General features: G+C 44.0%; 16 protein-coding genes. 12 read left to right on the top strand and 4 right to left on the bottom strand.

The genetic code is table 11. The features are described from left to right. Positions 1–34 precede the first annotated feature (34 nt). The 5 genes from dnaG to A8805_RS02995 are packed head-to-tail and all read left to right on the top strand — an operon-like array spanning position 35 to position 6,226. Positions 35–1,810 carry a DNA primase gene (gene dnaG / locus A8805_RS03015; RefSeq protein WP_109708708.1) on the top strand — a complete coding sequence of 592 codons (1,776 nt, stop codon included), beginning with the start codon at positions 35–37 and terminating at the stop codon, positions 1,808–1,810. Positions 1,811–1,867: 57 nt separating this feature from the next. Next, positions 1,868–2,977 (top strand): RNA polymerase sigma factor RpoD, encoded by a 1,110-nt coding sequence (gene rpoD / locus A8805_RS03010; RefSeq protein ID WP_109708707.1) that lies wholly within the window; start codon positions 1,868–1,870, stop codon positions 2,975–2,977. Positions 2,978–2,987: 10 nt separating this feature from the next. After that, the gene (locus A8805_RS03005; RefSeq protein ID WP_109708706.1) at positions 2,988–3,746 is read left to right on the top strand and encodes a class I SAM-dependent methyltransferase; all 759 of its coding nucleotides are present in this window, start codon (positions 2,988–2,990) and stop codon (positions 3,744–3,746) included. Further along, the gene (locus tag A8805_RS03000) at positions 3,736–4,518 is read left to right on the top strand and encodes a Nif3-like dinuclear metal center hexameric protein (protein WP_109708705.1); all 783 of its coding nucleotides are present in this window, start codon (positions 3,736–3,738) and stop codon (positions 4,516–4,518) included. Before A8805_RS03005 ends, A8805_RS03000 begins: the two co-directional genes overlap by 11 nt. Positions 4,519–4,555: 37 nt before the next feature. Further along, positions 4,556–6,226 carry a nucleoside kinase gene (locus A8805_RS02995; RefSeq protein WP_109708704.1) on the top strand — a complete coding sequence of 557 codons (1,671 nt, stop codon included), beginning with the start codon at positions 4,556–4,558 and terminating at the stop codon, positions 6,224–6,226. A gap of 152 nt (positions 6,227–6,378) precedes the next feature. Here A8805_RS02995 and A8805_RS02990 read toward each other — a convergent pair whose 3' ends face one another. Genes A8805_RS02990 through aroC form a run of 4 tightly spaced genes read right to left on the bottom strand, consistent with a single transcriptional unit; the run spans position 6,379 to position 11,242 of the window. Further along, positions 6,379–8,262 carry an extracellular solute-binding protein gene (locus A8805_RS02990; RefSeq protein WP_109708703.1) on the bottom strand — a complete coding sequence of 628 codons (1,884 nt, stop codon included), beginning with the start codon at positions 8,260–8,262 and terminating at the stop codon, positions 6,379–6,381. Next, positions 8,259–9,074 carry an ABC transporter permease gene (locus A8805_RS02985; RefSeq protein ID WP_109708702.1) on the bottom strand — a complete coding sequence of 272 codons (816 nt, stop codon included), beginning with the start codon at positions 9,072–9,074 and terminating at the stop codon, positions 8,259–8,261. Before A8805_RS02985 ends, A8805_RS02990 begins: the two co-directional genes overlap by 4 nt. After that, positions 9,064–10,137, bottom strand: a complete 1,074-nt coding sequence (locus A8805_RS02980; protein ID WP_109708701.1) for an ABC transporter ATP-binding protein — start codon at positions 10,135–10,137, stop codon at positions 9,064–9,066. Before A8805_RS02980 ends, A8805_RS02985 begins: the two co-directional genes overlap by 11 nt. Then, positions 10,127–11,242, bottom strand: coding sequence for a chorismate synthase (aroC, locus tag A8805_RS02975; RefSeq protein WP_109708700.1), 1,116 nt, complete (start codon positions 11,240–11,242; stop codon positions 10,127–10,129). Before aroC ends, A8805_RS02980 begins: the two co-directional genes overlap by 11 nt. A gap of 371 nt (positions 11,243–11,613) precedes the next feature. On the opposite strand from aroC, the gene A8805_RS02970 reads away from it, so the two are divergent. From A8805_RS02970 to serC, 7 genes are all read left to right on the top strand, one after another. Further along, positions 11,614–13,470 carry a L,D-transpeptidase family protein gene (locus A8805_RS02970; protein WP_330405711.1) on the top strand — a complete coding sequence of 619 codons (1,857 nt, stop codon included), beginning with the start codon at positions 11,614–11,616 and terminating at the stop codon, positions 13,468–13,470. A 63-nt stretch (positions 13,471–13,533) separates the two neighbouring features. Continuing rightward, positions 13,534–14,661 (top strand): tRNA guanosine(34) transglycosylase Tgt, encoded by a 1,128-nt coding sequence (gene tgt / locus A8805_RS02965; protein ID WP_109708699.1) that lies wholly within the window; start codon positions 13,534–13,536, stop codon positions 14,659–14,661. 187 nt (positions 14,662–14,848) lie between these two features. Further along, a complete protein-coding gene (gene yajC / locus A8805_RS02960) occupies positions 14,849–15,154 on the top strand; it encodes a preprotein translocase subunit YajC (RefSeq protein WP_109708698.1) in 306 nt (101 codons plus the stop codon). 300 nt (positions 15,155–15,454) lie between these two features. Continuing rightward, complete coding sequence (gene leuB / locus A8805_RS02955) at positions 15,455–16,543, top strand: 3-isopropylmalate dehydrogenase (protein WP_109708697.1); 1,089 nt, start codon at positions 15,455–15,457, stop codon at positions 16,541–16,543. A gap of 81 nt (positions 16,544–16,624) precedes the next feature. Beyond that, positions 16,625–18,298: a dihydroxy-acid dehydratase gene (gene ilvD, locus A8805_RS02950; protein ID WP_109708813.1), complete on the top strand. Its 1,674-nt coding sequence runs from the start codon at positions 16,625–16,627 to the stop codon at positions 18,296–18,298. Between the two features lie 12 nt (positions 18,299–18,310). After that, positions 18,311–20,011 (top strand): biosynthetic-type acetolactate synthase large subunit, encoded by a 1,701-nt coding sequence (gene ilvB / locus A8805_RS02945; protein ID WP_109708696.1) that lies wholly within the window; start codon positions 18,311–18,313, stop codon positions 20,009–20,011. Beyond that, the gene (gene serC / locus A8805_RS02940) at positions 20,004–21,086 is read left to right on the top strand and encodes a 3-phosphoserine/phosphohydroxythreonine transaminase (protein WP_109708695.1); all 1,083 of its coding nucleotides are present in this window, start codon (positions 20,004–20,006) and stop codon (positions 21,084–21,086) included. Before ilvB ends, serC begins: the two co-directional genes overlap by 8 nt.

Raw genomic sequence — 21,086 nt, 5'->3', positions numbered from 1 at the left:
ATATATAGTGTGGCATTAATATGTGGAGGCTTATATGTATTACCCAGAGGAACTGATAGAAGAAGTAAGAGCAAAAAGTGACATTGTAGATGTGATTTCCGGCTATGTGCGGCTGCAAAAGAAGGGCAGCTCCCACTTTGGACTCTGCCCGTTTCATAATGAAAAGTCCCCTTCCTTTTCTGTGAGCAGAGGCAAGCAAATGTACTATTGCTTCGGCTGCGGTGCAGGGGGCAATGTATTTACATTTTTGATGGAGTATGAAAACTTTTCTTTTGTGGAAGCTGTAAAGGTTCTTGCCGACAGAGCGGGAGTGGATCTTCCTGAGATGGAATTTTCAAAGGAGGCAAAGGAAAAAGCAGACTTACGCAGCGTACTTTTAGAAATCAATAAGGCTGCCGCCCAGTATTTTTATGTACAGCTCAAATCAGAGCAGGGAAAGGCTGCATATACATATCTAAAAAATCGAAAACTTTCTGATGACATGATAAAAGCTTTCGGAATCGGATATTCCAACAAATACAATAATGATTTGTTCCAATATCTGAGAAACAAAGGCTACAGCGAAGATTTAATACGTCAGGCAGGTCTCGTAAATACAGATGAAAAGAACGGTATCTATGATAAGTTCTGGAATAGGGTAATGTTTCCGATTATGGATGTGAATAACCGGGTCATTGGGTTCGGAGGGCGTGTCATGGGGGACGGGAAACCAAAATACCTAAATTCCCCGGAAACTGCTGTTTTTGATAAAAGCCGTAATTTGTATGGTTTAAACCGGGCACGTACTTCGCGGAAGCCTTATTTTTTACTGTGCGAAGGTTATATGGATGTGATATCACTGCATCAGGCCGGCTTTACCAACGCAGTAGCATCCCTGGGAACGGCACTGACAGCGGGACATGCTTCGCTGATGAAACGTTATGTACAGGAGGTGTATTTGACCTACGACAGTGATGATGCGGGAACGCGGGCTGCGCTCAGAGCAGTTCCAATTCTCAAAGAGGCCGGAATTTCTGCAAAAGTGATTCGTATGGACCCTTATAAGGATCCAGATGAGTTTATACAGAATCTGGGGGCGGAAGAATTTGAAAAGAGAATCGGAAAGGCAAGAAATGGATTCCTTTTTAGCCTTGAGATTCTTTCCAAGGATTATGACATGGACTCTCCTGAGGGAAAGACTGCCTTTTTTCAGGAAACTGCCAGAAGACTTACCGGGTTTGAGGATGAATTGGAGAGAAATAACTATATTGAAGCAGCAGCAAGGGAATACCGGGTCAGTGAGGAGAGCCTCAAAAAGTTAGTCATAAAAACAGCAATCAGTGAAGGAATGGCAAAACCAGCTGCACGCCCTAAAACGGCAGCAGGCAGGGAAAAGCCAAAGGAGGATGGGATTCTTGTATCCCAGAAGGTTCTGCTGACGTGGATGATTGAAGAGGAGAGACTTCTGGGCCTCATACAAAAGTACATCAGTCCTGAGGATTTTACAAAAAAACTGTACAAAACCGTAGCTGAACTGCTTTACGGACAGTATGCTTCAGGAGAACTGAATCCGGCGAAGATACTGAATCATTTTACAGAAGAGGAAGAACACCGGGAGGCCGCTTCTTTATTCCATACAAAAATCAAAGAGCTTTCTACCAAAGAGGAACAGGAACAGGCCTTGAAGGAAACGATATTCCGTGTCAAGGCAAACAGCATTGATTACCAAATGATGCATCTGGAACCTACTGATTTTGGGGGCCTGCAAAGACTGATGGGAGAGAAGCGTATGCTGGATGATATAAAGAACCTGCATATTTCTATTGAATAAGGATAAAATAAAACAAGATAGCCCTGTACTGTGTGCAGGCAAAGGAAGGATGGACACATGGAAGAAAACATACAGAAATTTGACGAGAGGCTAAAAGAACTTGTTACATTGGGAAAGAAAAAGAAGAGTATTTTGGAGCTTCAGGAAATCAATGACTTTTTCAATGACATGGAATTAGACGCGGAACAGATGGAAAAGGTGTTTGACCATCTGGAGTCAAATAATATAGACGTGCTTCGCATCAGCGGTGATGAGGATGATGTGGATGTGGAAGTCATTATTTCTGATGAAGACGAAGTGGATATGGAGAATATTGATCTGACTGTGCCGGATGGAGTCAGTATCGAAGATCCAGTGCGTATGTACCTGAAAGAAATTGGTAAGGTTCCTCTTCTGAGTGCGGAAAGAGAGATTGAACTGGCACAGCGGATGGAAAACGGTGATGAGGATGCGAAGAAGGAGCTGGCAGAAGCCAACCTGCGCCTTGTGGTAAGTATTGCAAAGCGTTATGTAGGCCGTGGAATGCTGTTTCTGGACCTGATTCAGGAGGGGAATCTGGGACTAATTAAAGCGGTAGAAAAGTTTGATTACCACAAAGGATATAAGTTCAGTACGTATGCAACCTGGTGGATTCGTCAGGCTATAACAAGAGCCATTGCAGATCAGGCCAGAACAATCCGTATACCGGTGCACATGGTAGAGACGATTAACAAGCTGATCCGTGTGTCCAGACAGCTTTTGCAGGAGTTAGGACGGGAACCCACGCCGGAAGAGATTGCGAAAGAACTGGACATGCCTGTAGACCGTGTGCGTGAAATTCTCAAGATTTCCCAGGAACCGGTTTCTTTGGAGACTCCCATTGGTGAGGAGGAAGACAGCCATCTGGGGGACTTTATACAGGACGATAATGTACCCGTTCCGGCGGAAGCAGCAGCACAGACATTGCTGAAAGAACAGCTTGACGAGGTGCTGGATACGCTGACAGAAAGAGAACAGAAGGTGCTGCGCCTGCGTTTCGGTATGAATGACGGAAGGGCAAGAACTCTGGAAGAGGTTGGCAAGGAATTTGATGTCACCCGTGAACGTATCCGTCAGATTGAAGCCAAGGCACTCAGAAAACTGCGTCACCCAAGCCGCAGCCGTAAGCTGAGAGATTATCTGGACTAGGTAGAGTGAGATGGAACTGACAAAAAGAATGCAGGCAGTCGCCAATATGGTGAGCGCCGGATATAAAATGGCGGATATAGGCACAGACCATGCCTATATCCCCATATACCTTATGGAAGAAGGACGGATTCCTCAGGCTGTTGCAATGGATATTAATGAAGGGCCGCTGATGCGTGCCCAAGAGCATGTTTTGGAAAGCGGGCTGTCAGATAAGATTGAACTGCGGCTTTCCAATGGATTTGCAGAGCTTTCCTCCGGGGAGGCTGATTCGGCAGTTATTGCCGGGATGGGCGGCACGCTCATTATAAAAATTTTGAAAAAAGACTGGAATGTGACAGTGAGCCTGAAAGAATGTATTTTGCAGCCGCAGTCTGAAATTGCAAAAGTCAGGGCCTTTCTTTTACAGGAAGGTTTTTTGTTTATAGAGGAGGATATGGTCTTTGATGAAGGGAAGTTTTATCCTATGATGAAGGTAAAGCCCCCCCGGTCAAAGATACATAATACAAAAATAAGAACCCCCGAGGAAATAGGGGATTCCGTACAGTCCTCGGAAGACATTTGGACAGAAACAGAAATACAATATGGAAAATACCTGCTCCGGGGGAAAAATCCTGTGCTGAAGCAATTTTTGGAGAGAGAAAAGGCATTGAAAACAGGGATACTGGAAAGTTTAAGGATGCAGGACAGTATTCATGCAAAGCGGCGCATGAAAGAATTGGAGCAGGAATTGGCGGATACGGAAAAGGGGTTGGAATATTATGCTTTGTAAGGAAATTATAAAAGTAATAGAGGCAGCTTATCCAAAGTCGGCGGCATTGGATTTTGATAATGTGGGCCTGCTGGCAGGCAGAAGTGAGAAAGAGGTTGGCTGTGTATATCTGGCGCTGGACGTCACAAAAGAGGTGATTCTCCAGGCGGAGGCAGCAGGCGCAGATATGCTGATTACCCATCATCCGCTGATTTTTTCTCCCCTGAAAAGTATAACGGATGAAGATTTTGTGGGCAGGAGAATTGTAAAGCTGATTCAAAGCGATATTTCTTATTATGCAATGCATACAAACTATGATGTCCTCGGCATGGCAGCACTTTCCGGAAGAATCCTTGAGCTGGAAGAAGCGGAAGTTCTGGATCCCACTTTAGAAGAAGATGGAGTTTGCCAGGGAATTGGACGTGCAGGGACCCTGAAAGGGGACATGACTCTTGAGGAATGTTGTGTGTATGTGAAGAATAAACTAAAATTAGATTCAGTGAAAGTATTTGGCAGTCCGGATAAAAGGGTCTGCAGACTGGCTGTTTCCCCTGGCTCCGGGAAGAGTGCCATAGCTCCGGCACTGAGAAAAGGGGCAGATGTGCTGGTCACAGGAGATATTGGACATCACGATGGGCTGGATGCGGTGGAACAGGGTCTTTCAGTAATTGATGCAGGACATTATGGAACAGAATATATTTTCATGGAAGATATGAAAGAATTCCTGCAGAAAAAGCTTCCGGGCCTGCGTGTAGTAATGGCTCCGGTTTTGCATCCATTTCAAATAGTTTAAGAAAGGAAAAGTAACAGTTCAGTTACAAGGAAAGTTTATGAAAACAAGAACTTGCACAGTGCAGATTGGGAATGAAACAAAAGAATATGCGGCCGGGGTTACTTATCAGAAGATAGCAGAAGATTTTCAGGAAAAATATGCACATCAGATTGTGCTGGTTTTTGTGAATCAATTTCACTTACAGGAATTGGATAAAACGCTGGAAACAGACTGCGAAATACAATTTATTACGACCGGAGATGCAATTGGATATGAGACTTATAAGCGGAGTCTCTGTTTTATGCTTGTGAAAGCAGTACATGATGTAGGTGGACATGACAAAGTAGAGAGAGTCAGAATTCACTTTTCCCTGAGCAAAGGTTATTATTGTACGGTGGAAGGAGATGTGAAACTGAACCAGGATTTTCTGGAATTGGTAGACGCACGTATGAGAAAACTGTCAGAGGAAAGAATCCCCATTCAAAAACGCTCTATTCATACAAGTGAGGCGGTAGAGCTTTTCAGAAAGCACCGCATGTATGACAAGGAGCGGCTCTTTGAATACAGGCGTGTATCTAAAGTTAATATATACAGCATGAATGAATTTGAGGATTATTATTACGGGTATATGGTGCCGGATGCCGGATATCTGAAATATTATTCCCTTCACTTATATGACGGAGGATTTATTATTCAAATGCCTACTCTGAAAGCACCTGAGACGGTGGGCCCCTTTGAACCAAGACCGAAACTCTTCCAGGTATTGAAAAAGTCGATTCAGTGGGGAGATTTACAGGGGATTGACACCGTTGGTGCCCTGAATGATATGGTGACCAGACAGAATATGAGTGAAGTAGTACTGGTGCAGGAAGCATATCAGGAACGGCAGATTAGTGAGATAGCAAAACAAATCGCAGAAAAACCAGATATAAAATTTGTGCTTGTTGCAGGTCCGTCATCTTCAGGAAAGACCACATTTTCCCATCGTTTATCTGTCCAGCTCAGAGTAAATGGTATGAGTCCCCATCCCATAGCAGTGGATAATTATTTCGTGGAAAGAGAGCTGACTCCAAGAGATGAAAACGGAAACTACAACTTTGAATGCCTGGAGGCAATTGATGTCCATAAGTTTAATGAAGATATGCAGGACCTTCTGACCGGAAAAGAAGTTCATCTGCCTATATTTAATTTTAAGACAGGAAAAAGGGAGTATGATGCAAATCCCAAGAAGCTGGGCGAGCAGGATATTCTCGTGATTGAGGGAATTCACTGCCTGAATCCTGGATTGACGGAATCTTTGGATTCTGACAGCCAGTTTAAAATTTATATCAGCGCCCTGACTCAGCTTAATATTGACGAGCATAACCGGATTCCATCTACAGACGGAAGGCTGATACGCCGTATTGTGAGGGATGCAAGAACACGGGGAACCTCGGCACGGAATACCATTGCCATGTGGCCTTCTGTCAGAAGAGGGGAGGAGCAGAACATCTTTCCTTATCAGGAGGAAGCTGATGTAATGTTTAATTCTTCACTGCTCTATGAACTGGCAGTATTAAAGCAATATGTAGAGCCCCTTCTGTTTGGAATGGGAAAAGACTGTCCTGAGTATGTAGAAGCAAAGCGGCTGCTGAAATTTTTTGATTATTTTGTGGGGATTGGAAGCGAGCCGGTGCCTACCAATTCACTATTAAGGGAATTTATCGGAGGCGGATGCTTTAATGTGTAGTAGAAAGTATGGATAAAGAGATATGTTACAGTTCAAAGGACAATGGAAACAACCATGCTGCTAAGTTCGAAAGAACCTCACTAAGCCAGCAGGTTGTGCTTTGCAGCATAAGGCTTTAAAATACAAAGCCTTATGCTGCATAAGCAGAGTGTTTATTTTGACTTTACTTCTCTCCAAAGACGGTTATATAATGCATCGTTATCATCTCCCAGGAACTGGAATGTCTCACAGTTAATCAGCTCTTCCGGGCCGGGGAATGTAATTTGACTGTTTCGCAGCCGCTCATCTTCTATGAGCTTTCTTCCCTCAGAATTAGGAATTGAATAGGTGGTATAATCATAATTCATTTTTGCAATATCCGGGCGGCAGAGGAAGTTGATAAATGCTTCCGCATTTTCCTTATGCTCCGCATTTTTGGGAATAGCCCATGAATCAATCCAGAGATTGGAACCTTCTTTTGGAATGACATATTCCAGGTCTGAATTTTCTGTCTGTGTATAAAGTGCTTCTCCGGAATAAATTACACCAAGTGCTGCTTCGCCTCCTATCATTTTGTCACGTACCTGATCAATGACATAAGCCTGTACAAGAGGCTTTTGTTTTATGAGCATCTGTTTCGCAGCTTCCAATTCATCCAAATCAGTAGAGTTCAAAGAGTATCCCAAATACTTAAGTGTAATACCGAAAGCATCGCGGACACTGTCCTGCATCAGAATATTGCCTGCATACTTTTCATCCCACAGAATACTCCAGCTGTCTACCGGTTCGTCCACCATCGTTTTATTGTACAAAATTCCCACGGTACCGAACAAGTAGGGGACGGAATATTTGTTTTCGGGATCAAACTGCCGAGCCTGATTCAGATAGGTACTATCAATGTATTTGATATTTGGGATATTATCAAAGTTAATTTCTGCCAGCAAATCATTTTCAATCATACGCTGTATCATATAGTCCGACGGACAGACCACGTCATATGCAATAGCCCCCGACTGAATTTTCGGATACATAATCTCGTTTGTCTCATACTCCTCATAAACGACATGAATGCCTGTTTCTTCTTCAAACACAGTGAGCACTTCCGGATTTATATATTCGCCCCAGTTATAGACAATGACCTGGTTGTTTCCTGCTGTGCTGCTTTGAGAGCCATAGAAGAAACCTCCTGCAATAATGACAACCACAATTGCGGCTGGAACCAGCTTCCGGACAATAAACCGGGAAACCTTATGCTTCCTTCTGATTTCCAGACGTTTGGCAGAGAGGGCTTCTTTCTTTTCCGGCGCCGCGTTTACCAGCATGAGCAATACCAGCATTGTAATAAACATGATGGTGGAAAGGGCATACATTTCCGGACGGATTCCCTTTCGTACTTCGCTGTATATCTTGGTAGAAAGTGTATCCACTCCCGGCCCCTTTGTAAAGTGTGTAATGACAAAATCGTCCAGAGACATGGTGAAAGCAAGTAAAAATCCTGAAAAGACACCTGGAAGGATATCCGGGAACACAACCTTAAAAAAGGCGTAGACTGGTGAGGCACCTAAATCCAGCGCAGCTTCGAAGGTACTTTTACTTGTCTGCTTGAGTTTGGGCAGGACACTTAAAATAACGTAGGGAATGTTAAAGGTAATGTGTGCCAATAAAATTGTTTTAAATCCCAGAGAAAACTGAAATGCAATAAATAAGAGCATCAGGGATATCCCTGTGACGATATCCGCATTCAGCATGGGAATATTAGTAACGCCCAGAGTGAAGGTGCGGAACCTTGGCTTCATTGCCTGGATACCGATAGCAGCAGCTGTTCCAATAATTGTTGCAATTAAAGCGGAAACCAGAGCAATAATCAGTGTAGTGTAAAGTGCATTCATGATATACTGGTCCTGGAAAAGGGTGATATACCACTTCCCTGTAAAGCCGCCCCATTTTGCGCGGGTCTTGGAGCTGTTAAAGGATAAAACGACCAAAGTGACAATGGGGGCATAAAGCAGAATAAATATCAATGTCAGATAAAAACGTTTTGCAGTGTTCTTAATCAAAATGCAGTTCCCTCCCCATCTTTATCGTATTTTGCAATCAATGCCATACTTGCAATAATAAATATCATGAGAACAAGAGAAAGACCGGAACCCACATTCCAGTTACTTCCTTGTTTAAATTCCTGCTCAATGACATTTCCAATTAAAAGTATTTTACTTCCACCCAGCAAATCTGAGATTACAAAGGTGGTCAGAGAAGGCACAAATACCATCGTAATTCCGCTGATGATTCCCGGAATGCTGAGAGGCATGATGATTCTCAGGAAAGTCTGTAAAGTGCTGGCTCCTAAATCACGGGCGGCAAAGATAACATCTTTGTCAATCTTAGAAAGCACGTTATAAATAGGCAGCACCATAAAAGGCAGAAAGTTATATACCATGCCTAGAATAATCGCATAAGGCGTATTTATCAGAGTCTGTGCCGGTAGGTGGAAAAATCCAAGAATCAGATTAATCACTCCATTTTTCTCCAGAAGGTTCTGCCATGCCAGTGTGCGCAGAAGAGAATTCATCCACATAGGCAGAATAAAAATCAGCACAATAAAACTGCTCTGGTTTACATTTTTTTCGGAAAGAATCATAGCCAGAGGATATGCAAGTACGAGGCAGATCAGGGTACTGATAAAAGAGAGCAGAAGAGCCAGCCCCAGAGCTTTTAAATTCTCAGGAGTTGTAATCTGTGCAAGATTCTGCAATGTGAAATTTCTTTCTTTGTTTGTCAATCCATAGTAGACAATCATGAGAAGGGGAATGATAATAAAGGACGCTGCCCAGAACAAATAAGGGCCGGTTAATAATTTTCTACTCTTCAACTCCGGCGGCCTCCTCGTCTTCAGATTCCGGTTTTTGCATAATCTGAATGTCAAAGGGATCTACTTTAATTCCAACTTCGGTTCCTACAGGAAACATATCGGTACTGTGTACCAGAAGTTCATAGTTGTTTGCCAGAACCTCCATTTCATAGTGAACTCCTTTGAAAATCAGGTGGGTAACCACACCCTCAATAATTCCTTCTTCCGGCTTTACCAGATCAATGTCTTCGGGACGGATGACTGCATCTACCGGTTTGTTTTTTCCGAATCCTATATCTACACACTGCCATACTGCCCCCAGCATTTTTACCACTTTATCCTCGACCATAGTAGCCGGAAGAATATTGCTGTCACCGATGAAATCTGCAACAAAGGCGTTCTGCGGTTCATTATAGATGTCTTCCGGGGTCCCAATCTGCTGGATATATCCCTGATTCATGACCACTATCGTGTCAGACATCGTCAGGGCCTCCTCCTGGTCATGGGTGACATAGACGAAAGTAATACCCAGTTCATTTTTTAAACGTATCAGTTCATACTGCATGTCCTGGCGCAGTTTCAAATCCAGGGCGCCAAGGGGCTCGTCCAAAAGGAGAACCTTTGGCTCATTGACAATGGCGCGGGCGATAGCGATACGCTGCTGCTGACCGCCGCTTAAAGAATCTGGAGTGCGGTTTTCATAGCCTTCCAGATTCACGAGTTTTAAAGCATACCGGATCTTATCCTGGATGTAGCCTTTTGTTTTCCCTTTGATTTTTAAGCCAAAAGCAATATTATCTGCGATAGACATATGGGAAAAGAGGGCATATTTCTGAAATACGGTGTTTAACTGTCTGCGGTTCGGCGGCAGGCTGTTGATATTTCTGCCGTCAAAAATAATATCTCCGGAATCCGGAAGCTCAAAGCCGCCCAAAATTCTAAGAAGAGTAGTCTTTCCGCAGCCGCTTGGCCCCAGAAGTGTAAGAAATTCATTTTCACGGATATAGAGATTCAGCTGATCCAAAACTACATTTTCATCAAATGATTTTGTGATGTTTACAATATCAATTAACTTATTGGACATTCTTTTCCTCCGTATAAAAAGCTTTTACATTATCCAGACGGCTGGTCATGTTTTCCAGAAGCAGATCTACCAGTGTGAGGGCCGTCATAGATTCTACCACAACGACTGCACGGGGTACAATGATAGGATCATGGCGTCCGTGAATGGAGAGTTCTACTTCCTCACCAGATTCTGTTACCGTATTCTGCATCTGGGCAATGGAAGAGGTAGGTTTCACAGAAGCGCGGAGTAAAAGGGTGGAGCCGTCACTCATCCCCCCCAGTATACCGCCGGAGTGGTTTGTCTTTTTTGTTATCTTGCCGTCTGCAATGCAGAAAGGATCATTGTTCTTACTGCCGGTGGATGTGACAACACTGGTACCATCCCCGATTTCCACAGCTTTTACAGCGCCTACAGACATAACAGCTTTTGCAAGGTTTGCATCCAGTTTATCAAATACAGGCTCTCCAAGCCCCACAGGGAGACCGGTTACCACACATTCTATCGTACCGCCGGAGGAGTCCAGACTTTTGATTAAGGTATCCAGATAAGAAGCTGCTTTTGCAGCCGCCTCATTGTTGGGCATATACAGACTGTTTTCTGTAATTTGTGAAAAATGGTAATCTTCCGGAGAAATGACTACCGGCCCTACAGACTTTGTGTATGCCGTAAGTTTAATTCCCATTTCCTTTAACAATAAGGAAGCAATAGCTCCCGCTGCCACACGCCCGATAGTCTCCCGGCCAGAAGAACGGCCGCCTCCGCGGTAGTCACGGATACCGTATTTTTCTGTAAAAGTAAAGTCTGCATGTCCGGGGCGGTAAGTATTTACCAGATTTCCATAATCCTTGGGACGCTGGTCCAGATTGCGGACTATAAGAGAAATTGGTGCTCCTGTAGTCTTCCCTTCAAATACACCAGATAAAATCTCTACCTGATCCGTTTCTTTTCTCATTGTTGTATATCTGCTCTGACCCGGCTTTCTCCGGTTAAAAAAAATCTGTATATCATCTTCACAGAGAGAAAGACCAGCTGGACAGCCGTCCACAACAGCACCTATAGCTAAACCATGGGATTCCCCCCATGTTGTTACACGAAATAATTTACCAAATGTTGAGCCGCTCATAGAAATACTCCTTTCTTTTTACACATAGACTTATTATATAAGAAGTTATATAAAGGTGCAATCATTAATTTACCGTTACAGTTCAGCCATGCAAATGTCCAGGGATAGCTGTAGGAGAAAGCTTGCTTGTGTATGCAGTTATCCCTGGACATTTATTTGGCGCTCTGCCAAAGCGAGATGGAACGAAGCGCATGTCGTTGGTTAGCAACCGTAATGTGGTTGCTTAGCAAGGACGGTACCCTTGGGGCAAAATCGAGCTTATGGTTGAACTGTAACAATTTCTTAAAATTCATGCATTTCACTGTACATTTTTCTTATTTCGTAATATAATGTGGGCTAGATATTGAGAAAAAAAGAGGGAGTAACACTAAATGAGCGAAAGGAACATAAAAGAGCCAGACGATTTTAACTCAAAAGAGAAAGAAATGGATGAAGATTACTATCTGGATGATATAGATGAAGCTGCTGAAGATAATTACCTTGATGATGATGTAATAGATGAGCGGGATGAAGAGTACTTTCTTGATGACCCAATAGATGAGCAGGACGAAGAGAACTTCCTTGATGACATAATAGATGAGCAGGACGAAGATTATTTCCTTGATGATGACGATGAGGAAGAGACGGAAGTACAGCCGGAGGATGTGGTCAAAGACGGAGCTGAAGCAGAAAAAGAGGCTTTGTCTGCAGTAGATGAAGGAGAATCCCGCCTGGATGATACCTTTGGAGAAGATTTTGAAGTTGTTTTTGAGGATGAGGATGACCTTGAAGCCGCTTTTGAGGAGGATGAACCAAGGAAGAAAAATAAGAAAACCAGGCATAAGCGAGGCAGAAATATGAAAAAACTCTGGATTATCCTTGGATGCACTGTGGCTGTTCTTCTCCTCGCATATATCGGGGTCTCCGTATTTTTTAATAGCCACTTTTTACTAAATACGAAGATAAACGGTCACGACTTTTCAGGTAAAACAGCCGCCGATGTGGAGGCATTTTTGAAGGACCAGGTAAAAGGTTATAAGCTGACTGTTTTGGAAAAAGATGATAAATCTGATACAATTGAGGGCAGCGATATATCCCTGGCATACAAAGAAAATGACAGCATAGTGAAGGCGCTTGGGAAACAGAATGGGTTTTTATGGCCGGCATCCTTTTTTTCTGAAAATTCGTCGGACGTAACCATTGAGGTATCTTACGACCAGTCTGCGCTGGACAGTAAGATTCAGAGCCTTCAGGCGGTTACTGCAGAGCAGATAGCTGCAAAGTCAGCATATCCTAAGTTTAACGGAGAAAAATACGTAATTGAGCCGGAAGTGATTGGCACAGCGGTGGATATGGATGCATTGAACGAGAAGGTACATCAGTACATTTCGGAGTTTAAAACAAAACTGGACATGGAAAAAGAAAAGTGCTATGCACTGCCTAAGTATACTTCTGAATCTGAGGAAGTAAAAAAGGCATGCGATATCATGAACAACTACAGTAAAGCCAGTATTACATATACAATGAAGGAGACGGAAGTTGTGGATAAGGCACTGATTTCTACATGGCTTTCTGTAGATGACAGTATGAATGTAATATTTAAGGAAGATGCAGTCAAAGCATGGCTTACAGAATTTGGGGATAAATATGATACGGTAGGAACAGCGAGAACGATTACTACACCTACAGGAAAGGTGGCGGAAGTTTCCGGCGGCACCTATGGGTGGTCTATTGATGAGGATGCCGAATTTGTAGCACTGACAGACAGTATTAAAAACGGAGAGACAGTGTCAAAGGAACCGGCTTACTATCAGACAGCGGCGGCACACGCGGCGGCGGATTGGGGCAATACTTATGCTGAGGTGGATTTATCCGCCCAGTATATGTGGTATATTGTAGATGGTGCGGTTGTACTGGAATCCGATGTAGTTACCGGAGAGCCTATTCCAGAAAAGATAACTCCCCCGGGTGTATTCAGTGTTTTGGAAAGCCAGAGGGATAAGACACTTGTAGGAGAGATTGACCCTGCGACAGGAAAGCCGGAATATGAGACACCCGTTACCTTTTGGATGCGGATTACTTGGACCGGAATTGGCTTCCATGATGCTATATGGCAAAGTGCATTTGGAGGTTCCTTAAATCAAATTCCTAATGTAGGTTCTCACGGCTGTATCAATATGCCTTATGATAAGGCAGAAGCTTTATTTAACATGCTGGCGGTAGGGACCCCGGTCGTTGTGCATTATTAATTACAGTTCAGCTATGAGAAATCAAACTTATGGCTGAACTGAAACTAAGATTAAGAGGTGGTTATGTACGAATTACTGAAGCGGGACGGTCTTGCAAAGCGGGGCCGTCTTCATACGGTACATGGAGTCATTGAGACTCCTGTTTTTATGAATGTAGGAACTGCGGCGGCTATCAAAGGAGCAGTATCCACAGATGATTTGAATACAATTAAGACACAGGTAGAACTGTCTAATACTTATCATCTTCACGTGCGGCCGGGAGACGGAGTTGTAAAAAAACTGGGCGGTCTTCACAAATTTATGAAGTGGGACAAGCCAATACTGACAGATTCAGGCGGGTTTCAGGTGTTTTCCCTTTCAGATTTAAGAAAGATAAAGGAGGAGGGAGTCCATTTCCATTCCCATGTGGACGGGCGGAAGATTTTTATGGGTCCGGAGGAGAGTATGCAGATTCAATCTAATTTGGCATCCACTATCGCCATGGCCTTTGACGAATGCCCTTCCAGCGTGGCAGACAGGGAATATATGAGAGATTCCGTAGCCAGGACAACCAGGTGGCTTAAACGCTGCCAGACAGAGATGGAACGTCTGAACGCGCTGCCAGATACCATTAATAAAGAGCAGATGCTTTTTGGAATCAATCAGGGCGGAGTATACGAAGATATCCGCGTTGAACATGCAAAGCAGATTGCAGAGCTTGACATGGAGGGTTATGCCATCGGCGGACTTGCGGTGGGGGAGAGCCATGAAGAAATGTACCGGATTTTGGATGCGGTAGTACCTCATCTTCCTGTTGAAAAGCCGACTTACCTGATGGGGGTAGGGACCCCTGCCAATATACTGGAAGGTGTGGATCGGGGAGTGGACTTTTTTGATTGTGTATATCCTACAAGAAATGGAAGACACGGGCATGTGTATACAAATCATGGGAAGCTAAATCTTTTCAATGCCAGGTATGAGCTGGATGGCCAGCCCATAGAAGAAGGGTGCCAGTGTCCTGCATGCAGAAGCTACAGCCGGGCTTATATCCGGCATCTTCTGAAAGCAAAAGAGATGCTGGGAATGCGTCTTTGTGTTCTCCATAACCTTTATTTCTATAACACCATGATGGAAGAAATACGTGCTGCAATCGAAGCAGGAGAATATAAATCTTATAAGAAGAGAAAACTGGACGGTATGGCCGGACTGTAAGTAAAGTTAGCTGCATCTCAGTCATAGGCCGGATTTTGAAAGTTACCTTAATTTCCCTAAAATATGAAAAGATACTTGAAGAATTGTCCGATTTTGTGTATAGTTAATCTATCTACGTAAAAGATAAGCCTCGGCGTATTGCAGAGGTGTACTTGAATGTAAAGAGTAAAAAGTAGGAGGAAATAAAATGAATGGTTTATTAGCTTCAGGCGGATTTGCAGGAACAGGCGGTATTATCATAATTTATGTTGTAATTATTGGCGGTATGTGGTTTTTGCTGATGCGTCCTCAGAAGAAAGAGCAAAAGAGAGTCCAGGCAATGCTTTCTACAATGGAAGTAGGCGATACCGCTCTGACAACAAGCGGTTTTTATGGAGTTATCATTGACATTACAGACACTGATGTAATCGTAGAGTTTGGAAATAATAAGAATTGCAGAATTCCAATGCAAAAATCCGCAATTGCGCAGATAGAAAAGCCAAACGCGGAGTAGAGGGAAGTTGCCGATAGCAAAAGGGTATCCGTTAAGTCATTTTATGACTTTCGGGATACCTTTTTTTCATATAATAGGAAACCCTCTGGGGGATCACACTGCGGTGTAAGCGGCAGATGTCGCTATGCGGCCACCGCAGGCGCAAGAGTTTGCTTCACAAACCCTTTATTCTAAAGGGAAAAATCTTTTGAATTCTCCATTCACGCTTTTACGAATTAAAGGGTTGAAACGTGGCAGAAAATACGGTATTATAAAAGTTAGCATTTTTAATTCTATTATTCTTGGAAGGAAGTAATCCATATGAAACTAAATATTGGAGTAATTAAAGGGGACGGTATTGGTCCGGAGATTGTAACGGAAGCGATGAAAGTTCTCGATAAAACAAGTGAAGTATTTGGACATCAGTGCTGCTATACACAGCTTCTGATGGGAGGAGCTTCGATTGATGTGAACGGGGTGCCTCTTACAGACGAGACAATCCGGCTTGCAAAAGCCAGTGATGCAGTATTGATGGGTTCTATCGGAGGGGATGCCCGGGTCTCACCCTGGTATCAGCTTGAGCCTTCAAAGAGGCCGGAGGCCGGATTGTTAAAGATTCGAAAGGAACTGAACCTGTTTGCGAATTTACGCCCGGCAATTCTATATAGTGAATTAAAGGATGCGTGCCCTCTGAAAGAGGAAATCATAGCAGACGGTTTTGATATGATGATTATGCGGGAGCTGACAGGAGGACTCTACTTCGGGGAGAGGAAGACGATTGAAGTGGATGGCGTAATGACAGCTTACGATGAACTTACATACAATGAAAACGAAATCCGCCGTATTGCGAAAAGAGGATTTGATATTGCCATGAAGCGCCGGAAAAAGGTGACGAGTGTTGACAAGGCCAATGTACTGGATTCCTCCAGGCTTTGGCGGAAAGTTGTTGAAGAAGTGGCAGCGGATTACCCGGAGGTTGTGCTGGAGCATATGCTGGTTGATAACTGTGCAATGCAGTTGGTGAAGGATCCGGCCCAGTTTGATGTAATTCTGACAGAAAACATGTTTGGCGATATCTTATCAGATGAGGCCAGCATGGTGACAGGATCTATCGGAATGCTTGCTTCTGCAAGCTTGAATGACACAAAGTTTGGCCTTTACGAGCCAAGCGGCGGTTCCGCACCGGACATTGCCGGAAAAGGGATTGCAAATCCCATTGCTACCATTTTGTCGGCGGCAATGATGCTCCGTTTTTCATTTGATTTAGACAAGGAAGCAGAAGCAATTGAACGTGCTGTATCTCAGGTACTAAAAGAAGGATACCGGACAATTGATATCATGTCCGAAGGAAGCATACAAATTGGAACAAGTGAGATGGGAGATAAGGTTTGCTCTCACATCCACGCATAGAGAGAATACGCTCTTAGGGATGCAAAACCAGAAATGGTATAAAAGAAATCCTTAAGGCATAAAAAAAGGAGGTTCTTAATGATGAGAAGTGATAGAGTGACAAAAGGAGCGCAGCAGGCACCCCACCGTTCCCTGTTTAACGCATTGGGAATGACACAGGAAGAACTGGACAGACCGCTTGTAGGTGTTGTCAGTTCCTATAATGAAATTGTGCCTGGGCATATCAATTTAGATAAAATTACAGAAGCTGTAAAAATGGGTGTTGCTATGGCAGGAGGAACTCCTGTTATGGTTCCTGCAATTGCTGTTTGTGATGGAATTGCAATGGGCCATGTGGGAATGAAGTATTCCCTGGTGACGAGAGATTTGGTTGCAGATTCTACAGAGGCCCTTGCCATGGCACATCAGTTCGATGCACTGGTTATGATTCCTAACTGTGACAAGAATGTGCCCGGGCTATTAATGGCGGCTGCCAGGATTAATGTGCCTACAATTTTTGTCAGCGGAGGTCCGATGCTTGCCGGACGAGTAAAAGGCGGGAAAACGAGCCTTTCCAGTATGTTTGAGGCGGTAGGCTCTTATGCGGCGGGTACGATTTCGGAAGAAGATTTATATGAATTTGAAAATAAGGCATGTCCAACCTGCGGTTCTTGCTCTGGAATGTATACTGCCAACAGTATGAACTGTCTCACAGAAGCACTGGGCATGGGACTCAAAGGCAATGGTACAATTCCAGCGGTTTATTCTGCAAGAATACAGCTTGCAAAACATGCAGGCATGCAGGTTATGGAGCTGGTTAGAAATAATATCCGGCCAAGAGACATTATGACCAAAGAAGCTATTTTAAATGCGCTGACGGTGGATATGGCTCTGGGCTGTTCCACAAACAGCATGCTGCACATTCCTGCAATCGCTCATGAGATTGGAATGGACTTTGAAATTGATTTTGCGAACCCGATCAGCGAGAAGACTCCCAACCTGTGTCATCTGGCTCCGGCAGGCCACACCTACATTGAGGATTTGAATGAGGCCGGAGGTGTATATGCAGTCATGAATGAGCTGAGTAAAAAAGGACTGCTCCACACAGAATGTATGACAGTTACCGGAAAAACAATAGGTGAGAATATTGAAGGCTGTATCAATACCAATCCGGAAGTTATCCGTCCAATTGAGAATCCTTACAGTGAGACAGGAGGTATTGCCGTACTGAAAGGAAATCTTGCTCCTGACGGCAGTGTTGTAAAGCGTTCTGCAGTAGTTCCTGAAATGCTGGTACATGAAGGTCCTGCAAGAATTTTTGAAAGTGATGAGGCAGCTACAGAGGCAATCAAGACAGGGAAAATTAACCCCGGGGATGTAATTGTCATCCGCTATGAAGGCCCAAAAGGGGGTCCCGGCATGCGGGAAATGCTGAATCCTACCTCTGCAATTGCAGGGTATGGTCTTGGTGAATCTGTGGCATTGATTACAGACGGACGTTTCAGCGGTGCATCCAGGGGTGCATCCATTGGGCATGTTTCTCCGGAGGCTGCGGTAGGCGGCCCTATAGCACTGGTAGAAGAAGGGGATATCATCAAAATTAATATACCGGAATTAAAGCTGGATGTAGATCTTTCTGAGGAAGAGCTCGAGGCAAGAAGAGAAAAATGGCAGCCAAGAGAGCCTGAGATTACAACTGGATATCTGGCAAGATATGCATCTATGGTTACGTCAGGGAACAGAGGTGCTATACTGGAAGTTCCAAAGAAGAATTAGGAGGTTTTTATTATGCATATATCTGGAGCAGAGATTGTCATTGAGTGTCTGAAAGAGCAGGGGGTGGATACAGTTTTCGGCTTTCCAGGCGGTGCAATTCTAAATGTATATGATGCTTTATATAAACACAGTGATGAAATCAGGCATATCCTGACCTCCCACGAACAGGGGGCGGCCCATGCGGCAGACGGGTATGCAAGAGCAACGGGCAAGGTGGGCGTCTGTTTTGCTACCAGCGGTCCGGGAGCAACGAATCTGGTGACTGGAATTGCTACGGCATACATGGATTCTATCCCTGTTGTGGCAATTACCTGTAATGTAGCGGCTCCCCTGCTGGGAAAGGACAGTTTCCAGGAAATAGATATTGCAGGAATTACAATGCCTATCACGAAACACAACTATATTGTAAAGAATGCCGCAGATTTGGCAGAAACAATCCGGGGAGCGTTCCGCATTGCACAGACGGGCCGCCCGGGTCCAGTTCTGATTGATATACCCAAGGATATAACGGCAGAAAAAACAGAATATAAGCCTGTAAAAATAGAGCCTGTAGTGGCGGATGTTTCAAGCATCTCGGAAAGAGATGTAAACACAGCAGTATCTATGATAAGCAAGGCCAAACGTCCATACATTTTCGTGGGAGGCGGTGCTGTCCTCTCAGGTGCCAGCGATGAACTGATGGAGTTTGTGAATAAGGTGGATGCACCTGTTACAGACACTTTGATGGGAAAAGGAGCATTTCCAGGTACGGATAAAAGATATACCGGAATGCTGGGAATGCATGGAACCAAAACGTCCAATTTTGGAGTCAGTGAGTGTGACCTTCTGATTGTCATTGGGGCGCGGTTCAGTGACCGGGTAACCGGAAATACAAAACGATTTGCAAAGCATGCAAAAATACTGCAATTTGATGTTGATGAAGCAGAGATGAATAAAAATGTAATTATTACGGAAGGAATTGCTGGTGACATCAAGGAGGTACTTAAAAGAGTCAATGAAAAGCTGGAGCAGCAGTCTCATTTGGAATGGATGGGGCAAATTTTAGAATACAAGGAAAAGTATCCGCTGCGTTATCATATGGATGTATTAGCCGGTCCCTTTGTTGTGGAAGAAATTTACAGACAGACAAATGGTGATGCACTTATTGTCACAGAGGTAGGCCAGCATCAAATGTGGGCGGCGCAGTTTTACCGGTATACAAAACCACGTACATTCCTTACATCGGGGGGCTTAGGTACGATGGGGTATGGCCTGGGAGCGGCTCTTGGCGCGAAGACAGGGTGTCCTGAAAAACTGGTAGTAAATATTGCAGGGGATGGCTGTTTCCGCATGAATATGAATGAGATTGCAACAGCCGTCAGACACCAGATACCAGTCATCCAGGTAGTCATCAATAATCATGTGCTTGGAATGGTGCGCCAATGGCAGAATTTGTTCTACGAAAAAAGGTATTCCGCAACCATATTAGATGATGCTGTTGATTTTGTAAAATTGGCAGAAGCTATGGGAGCAGTGGGAATCCGTGCTACTACCCGGGAGGAATTCAGAGATGCATTTGCAAGTGCCCTTAAACTGAATAAACCGGTAGTCATTGACTGTCAAATCGACAGTGATGAGAAGGTATGGCCTATGGTAGCGCCGGGGGCGGCAATCAGTGAAGTGTTTGATGAAAGTGACATGGAGAAAAAGTCCAGGAGGAATAAAGATGAGTAGAGTGTACAATTTTTCAGCAGGTCCGGCAGTGCTGCCGGAGGAAGTGCTGAAATCAGCAGCAGAAGAAATGTTGGATTATAACGGGTCCGGAATGTCAGTCATGGAAATGAGCCACCGGGGGAAAGTTTTTCAGGAAATTATTGATACAGCGGAAGCTGATTTGCGTGAACTGATGAATATTCCCGATAACTATAAGGTCTTATTTTTACAGGGAGGGGCTTCCCAGCAATTTGCAATGATTCCCATGAATCTGATGAAAAATAAGGTTGCGGATTACATTGTCACAGGGCAGTGGGCAAAAAAGGCAGCTGCTGAAGCCGCAAAATACGGGAAAGTAAATAAGATTGCTTCCTCAGAAGATAAGACATTTTCCTATATTCCGGACTGCTCGGACCTCACGATTTCCGAAGACGCGGACTATGTTTATATTTGTGAAAACAACACAATTTACGGCACAAAGTTTAAAGCGCTGCCAAACACGAAAGGGAAAATCCTAGTGGCGGATGTATCGTCCTGTTTTTTATCAGAACCTGTTGATGTGAGCAAGTATGGTGTGATTTATGGAGGGGTACAGAAAAACATAGGACCTGCAGGAGTTGTTATCGTTATCATCCGTGAGGATTTAATTACAGAGGACGTCCTGCCTGGTACACCGACCATGCTTATGTACAAGACACATGCAGATGAAAACTCTCTTTATAATACACCGCCTTCTTATGGAATCTATATATGCGGTAAGGTGTTCAAGTGGCTGAAAAATATGGGCGGCCTGGAGGCTGTGAAGGCCCGCAACGAAAACAAAGCAAAGCTTTTGTATGATTTTCTGGATCAGAGTAAGTTGTTTAAAGGAACAGTTGAGCCTAAAGACCGCTCTCTTATGAATGTACCATTTATCACGGGAAATGCGGAACTGGATGAGAAGTTTGTGAAGGAGGCAAAAGCAGCCAGACTTGAGAACCTGAAAGGGCATAGAAGTGTAGGCGGCATGCGCGCAAGCATTTATAATGCTATGCCTTATGAAGGTGTGGAGGCACTTGTTGCATTCATGAAGAAGTTTGAAGAGGAGAACTTGTAA

It is taken from the genome of Faecalicatena contorta, assembly GCF_003149105.1.
In the GTDB taxonomy this organism is placed as follows: Bacteria; Bacillota; Clostridia; order Lachnospirales; family Lachnospiraceae; genus Muricomes; species Muricomes contortus_C.
The sequence above is the reverse complement of the archived record's forward strand: the minus strand, read 5'-3'. Positions and strand labels throughout refer to the sequence as shown.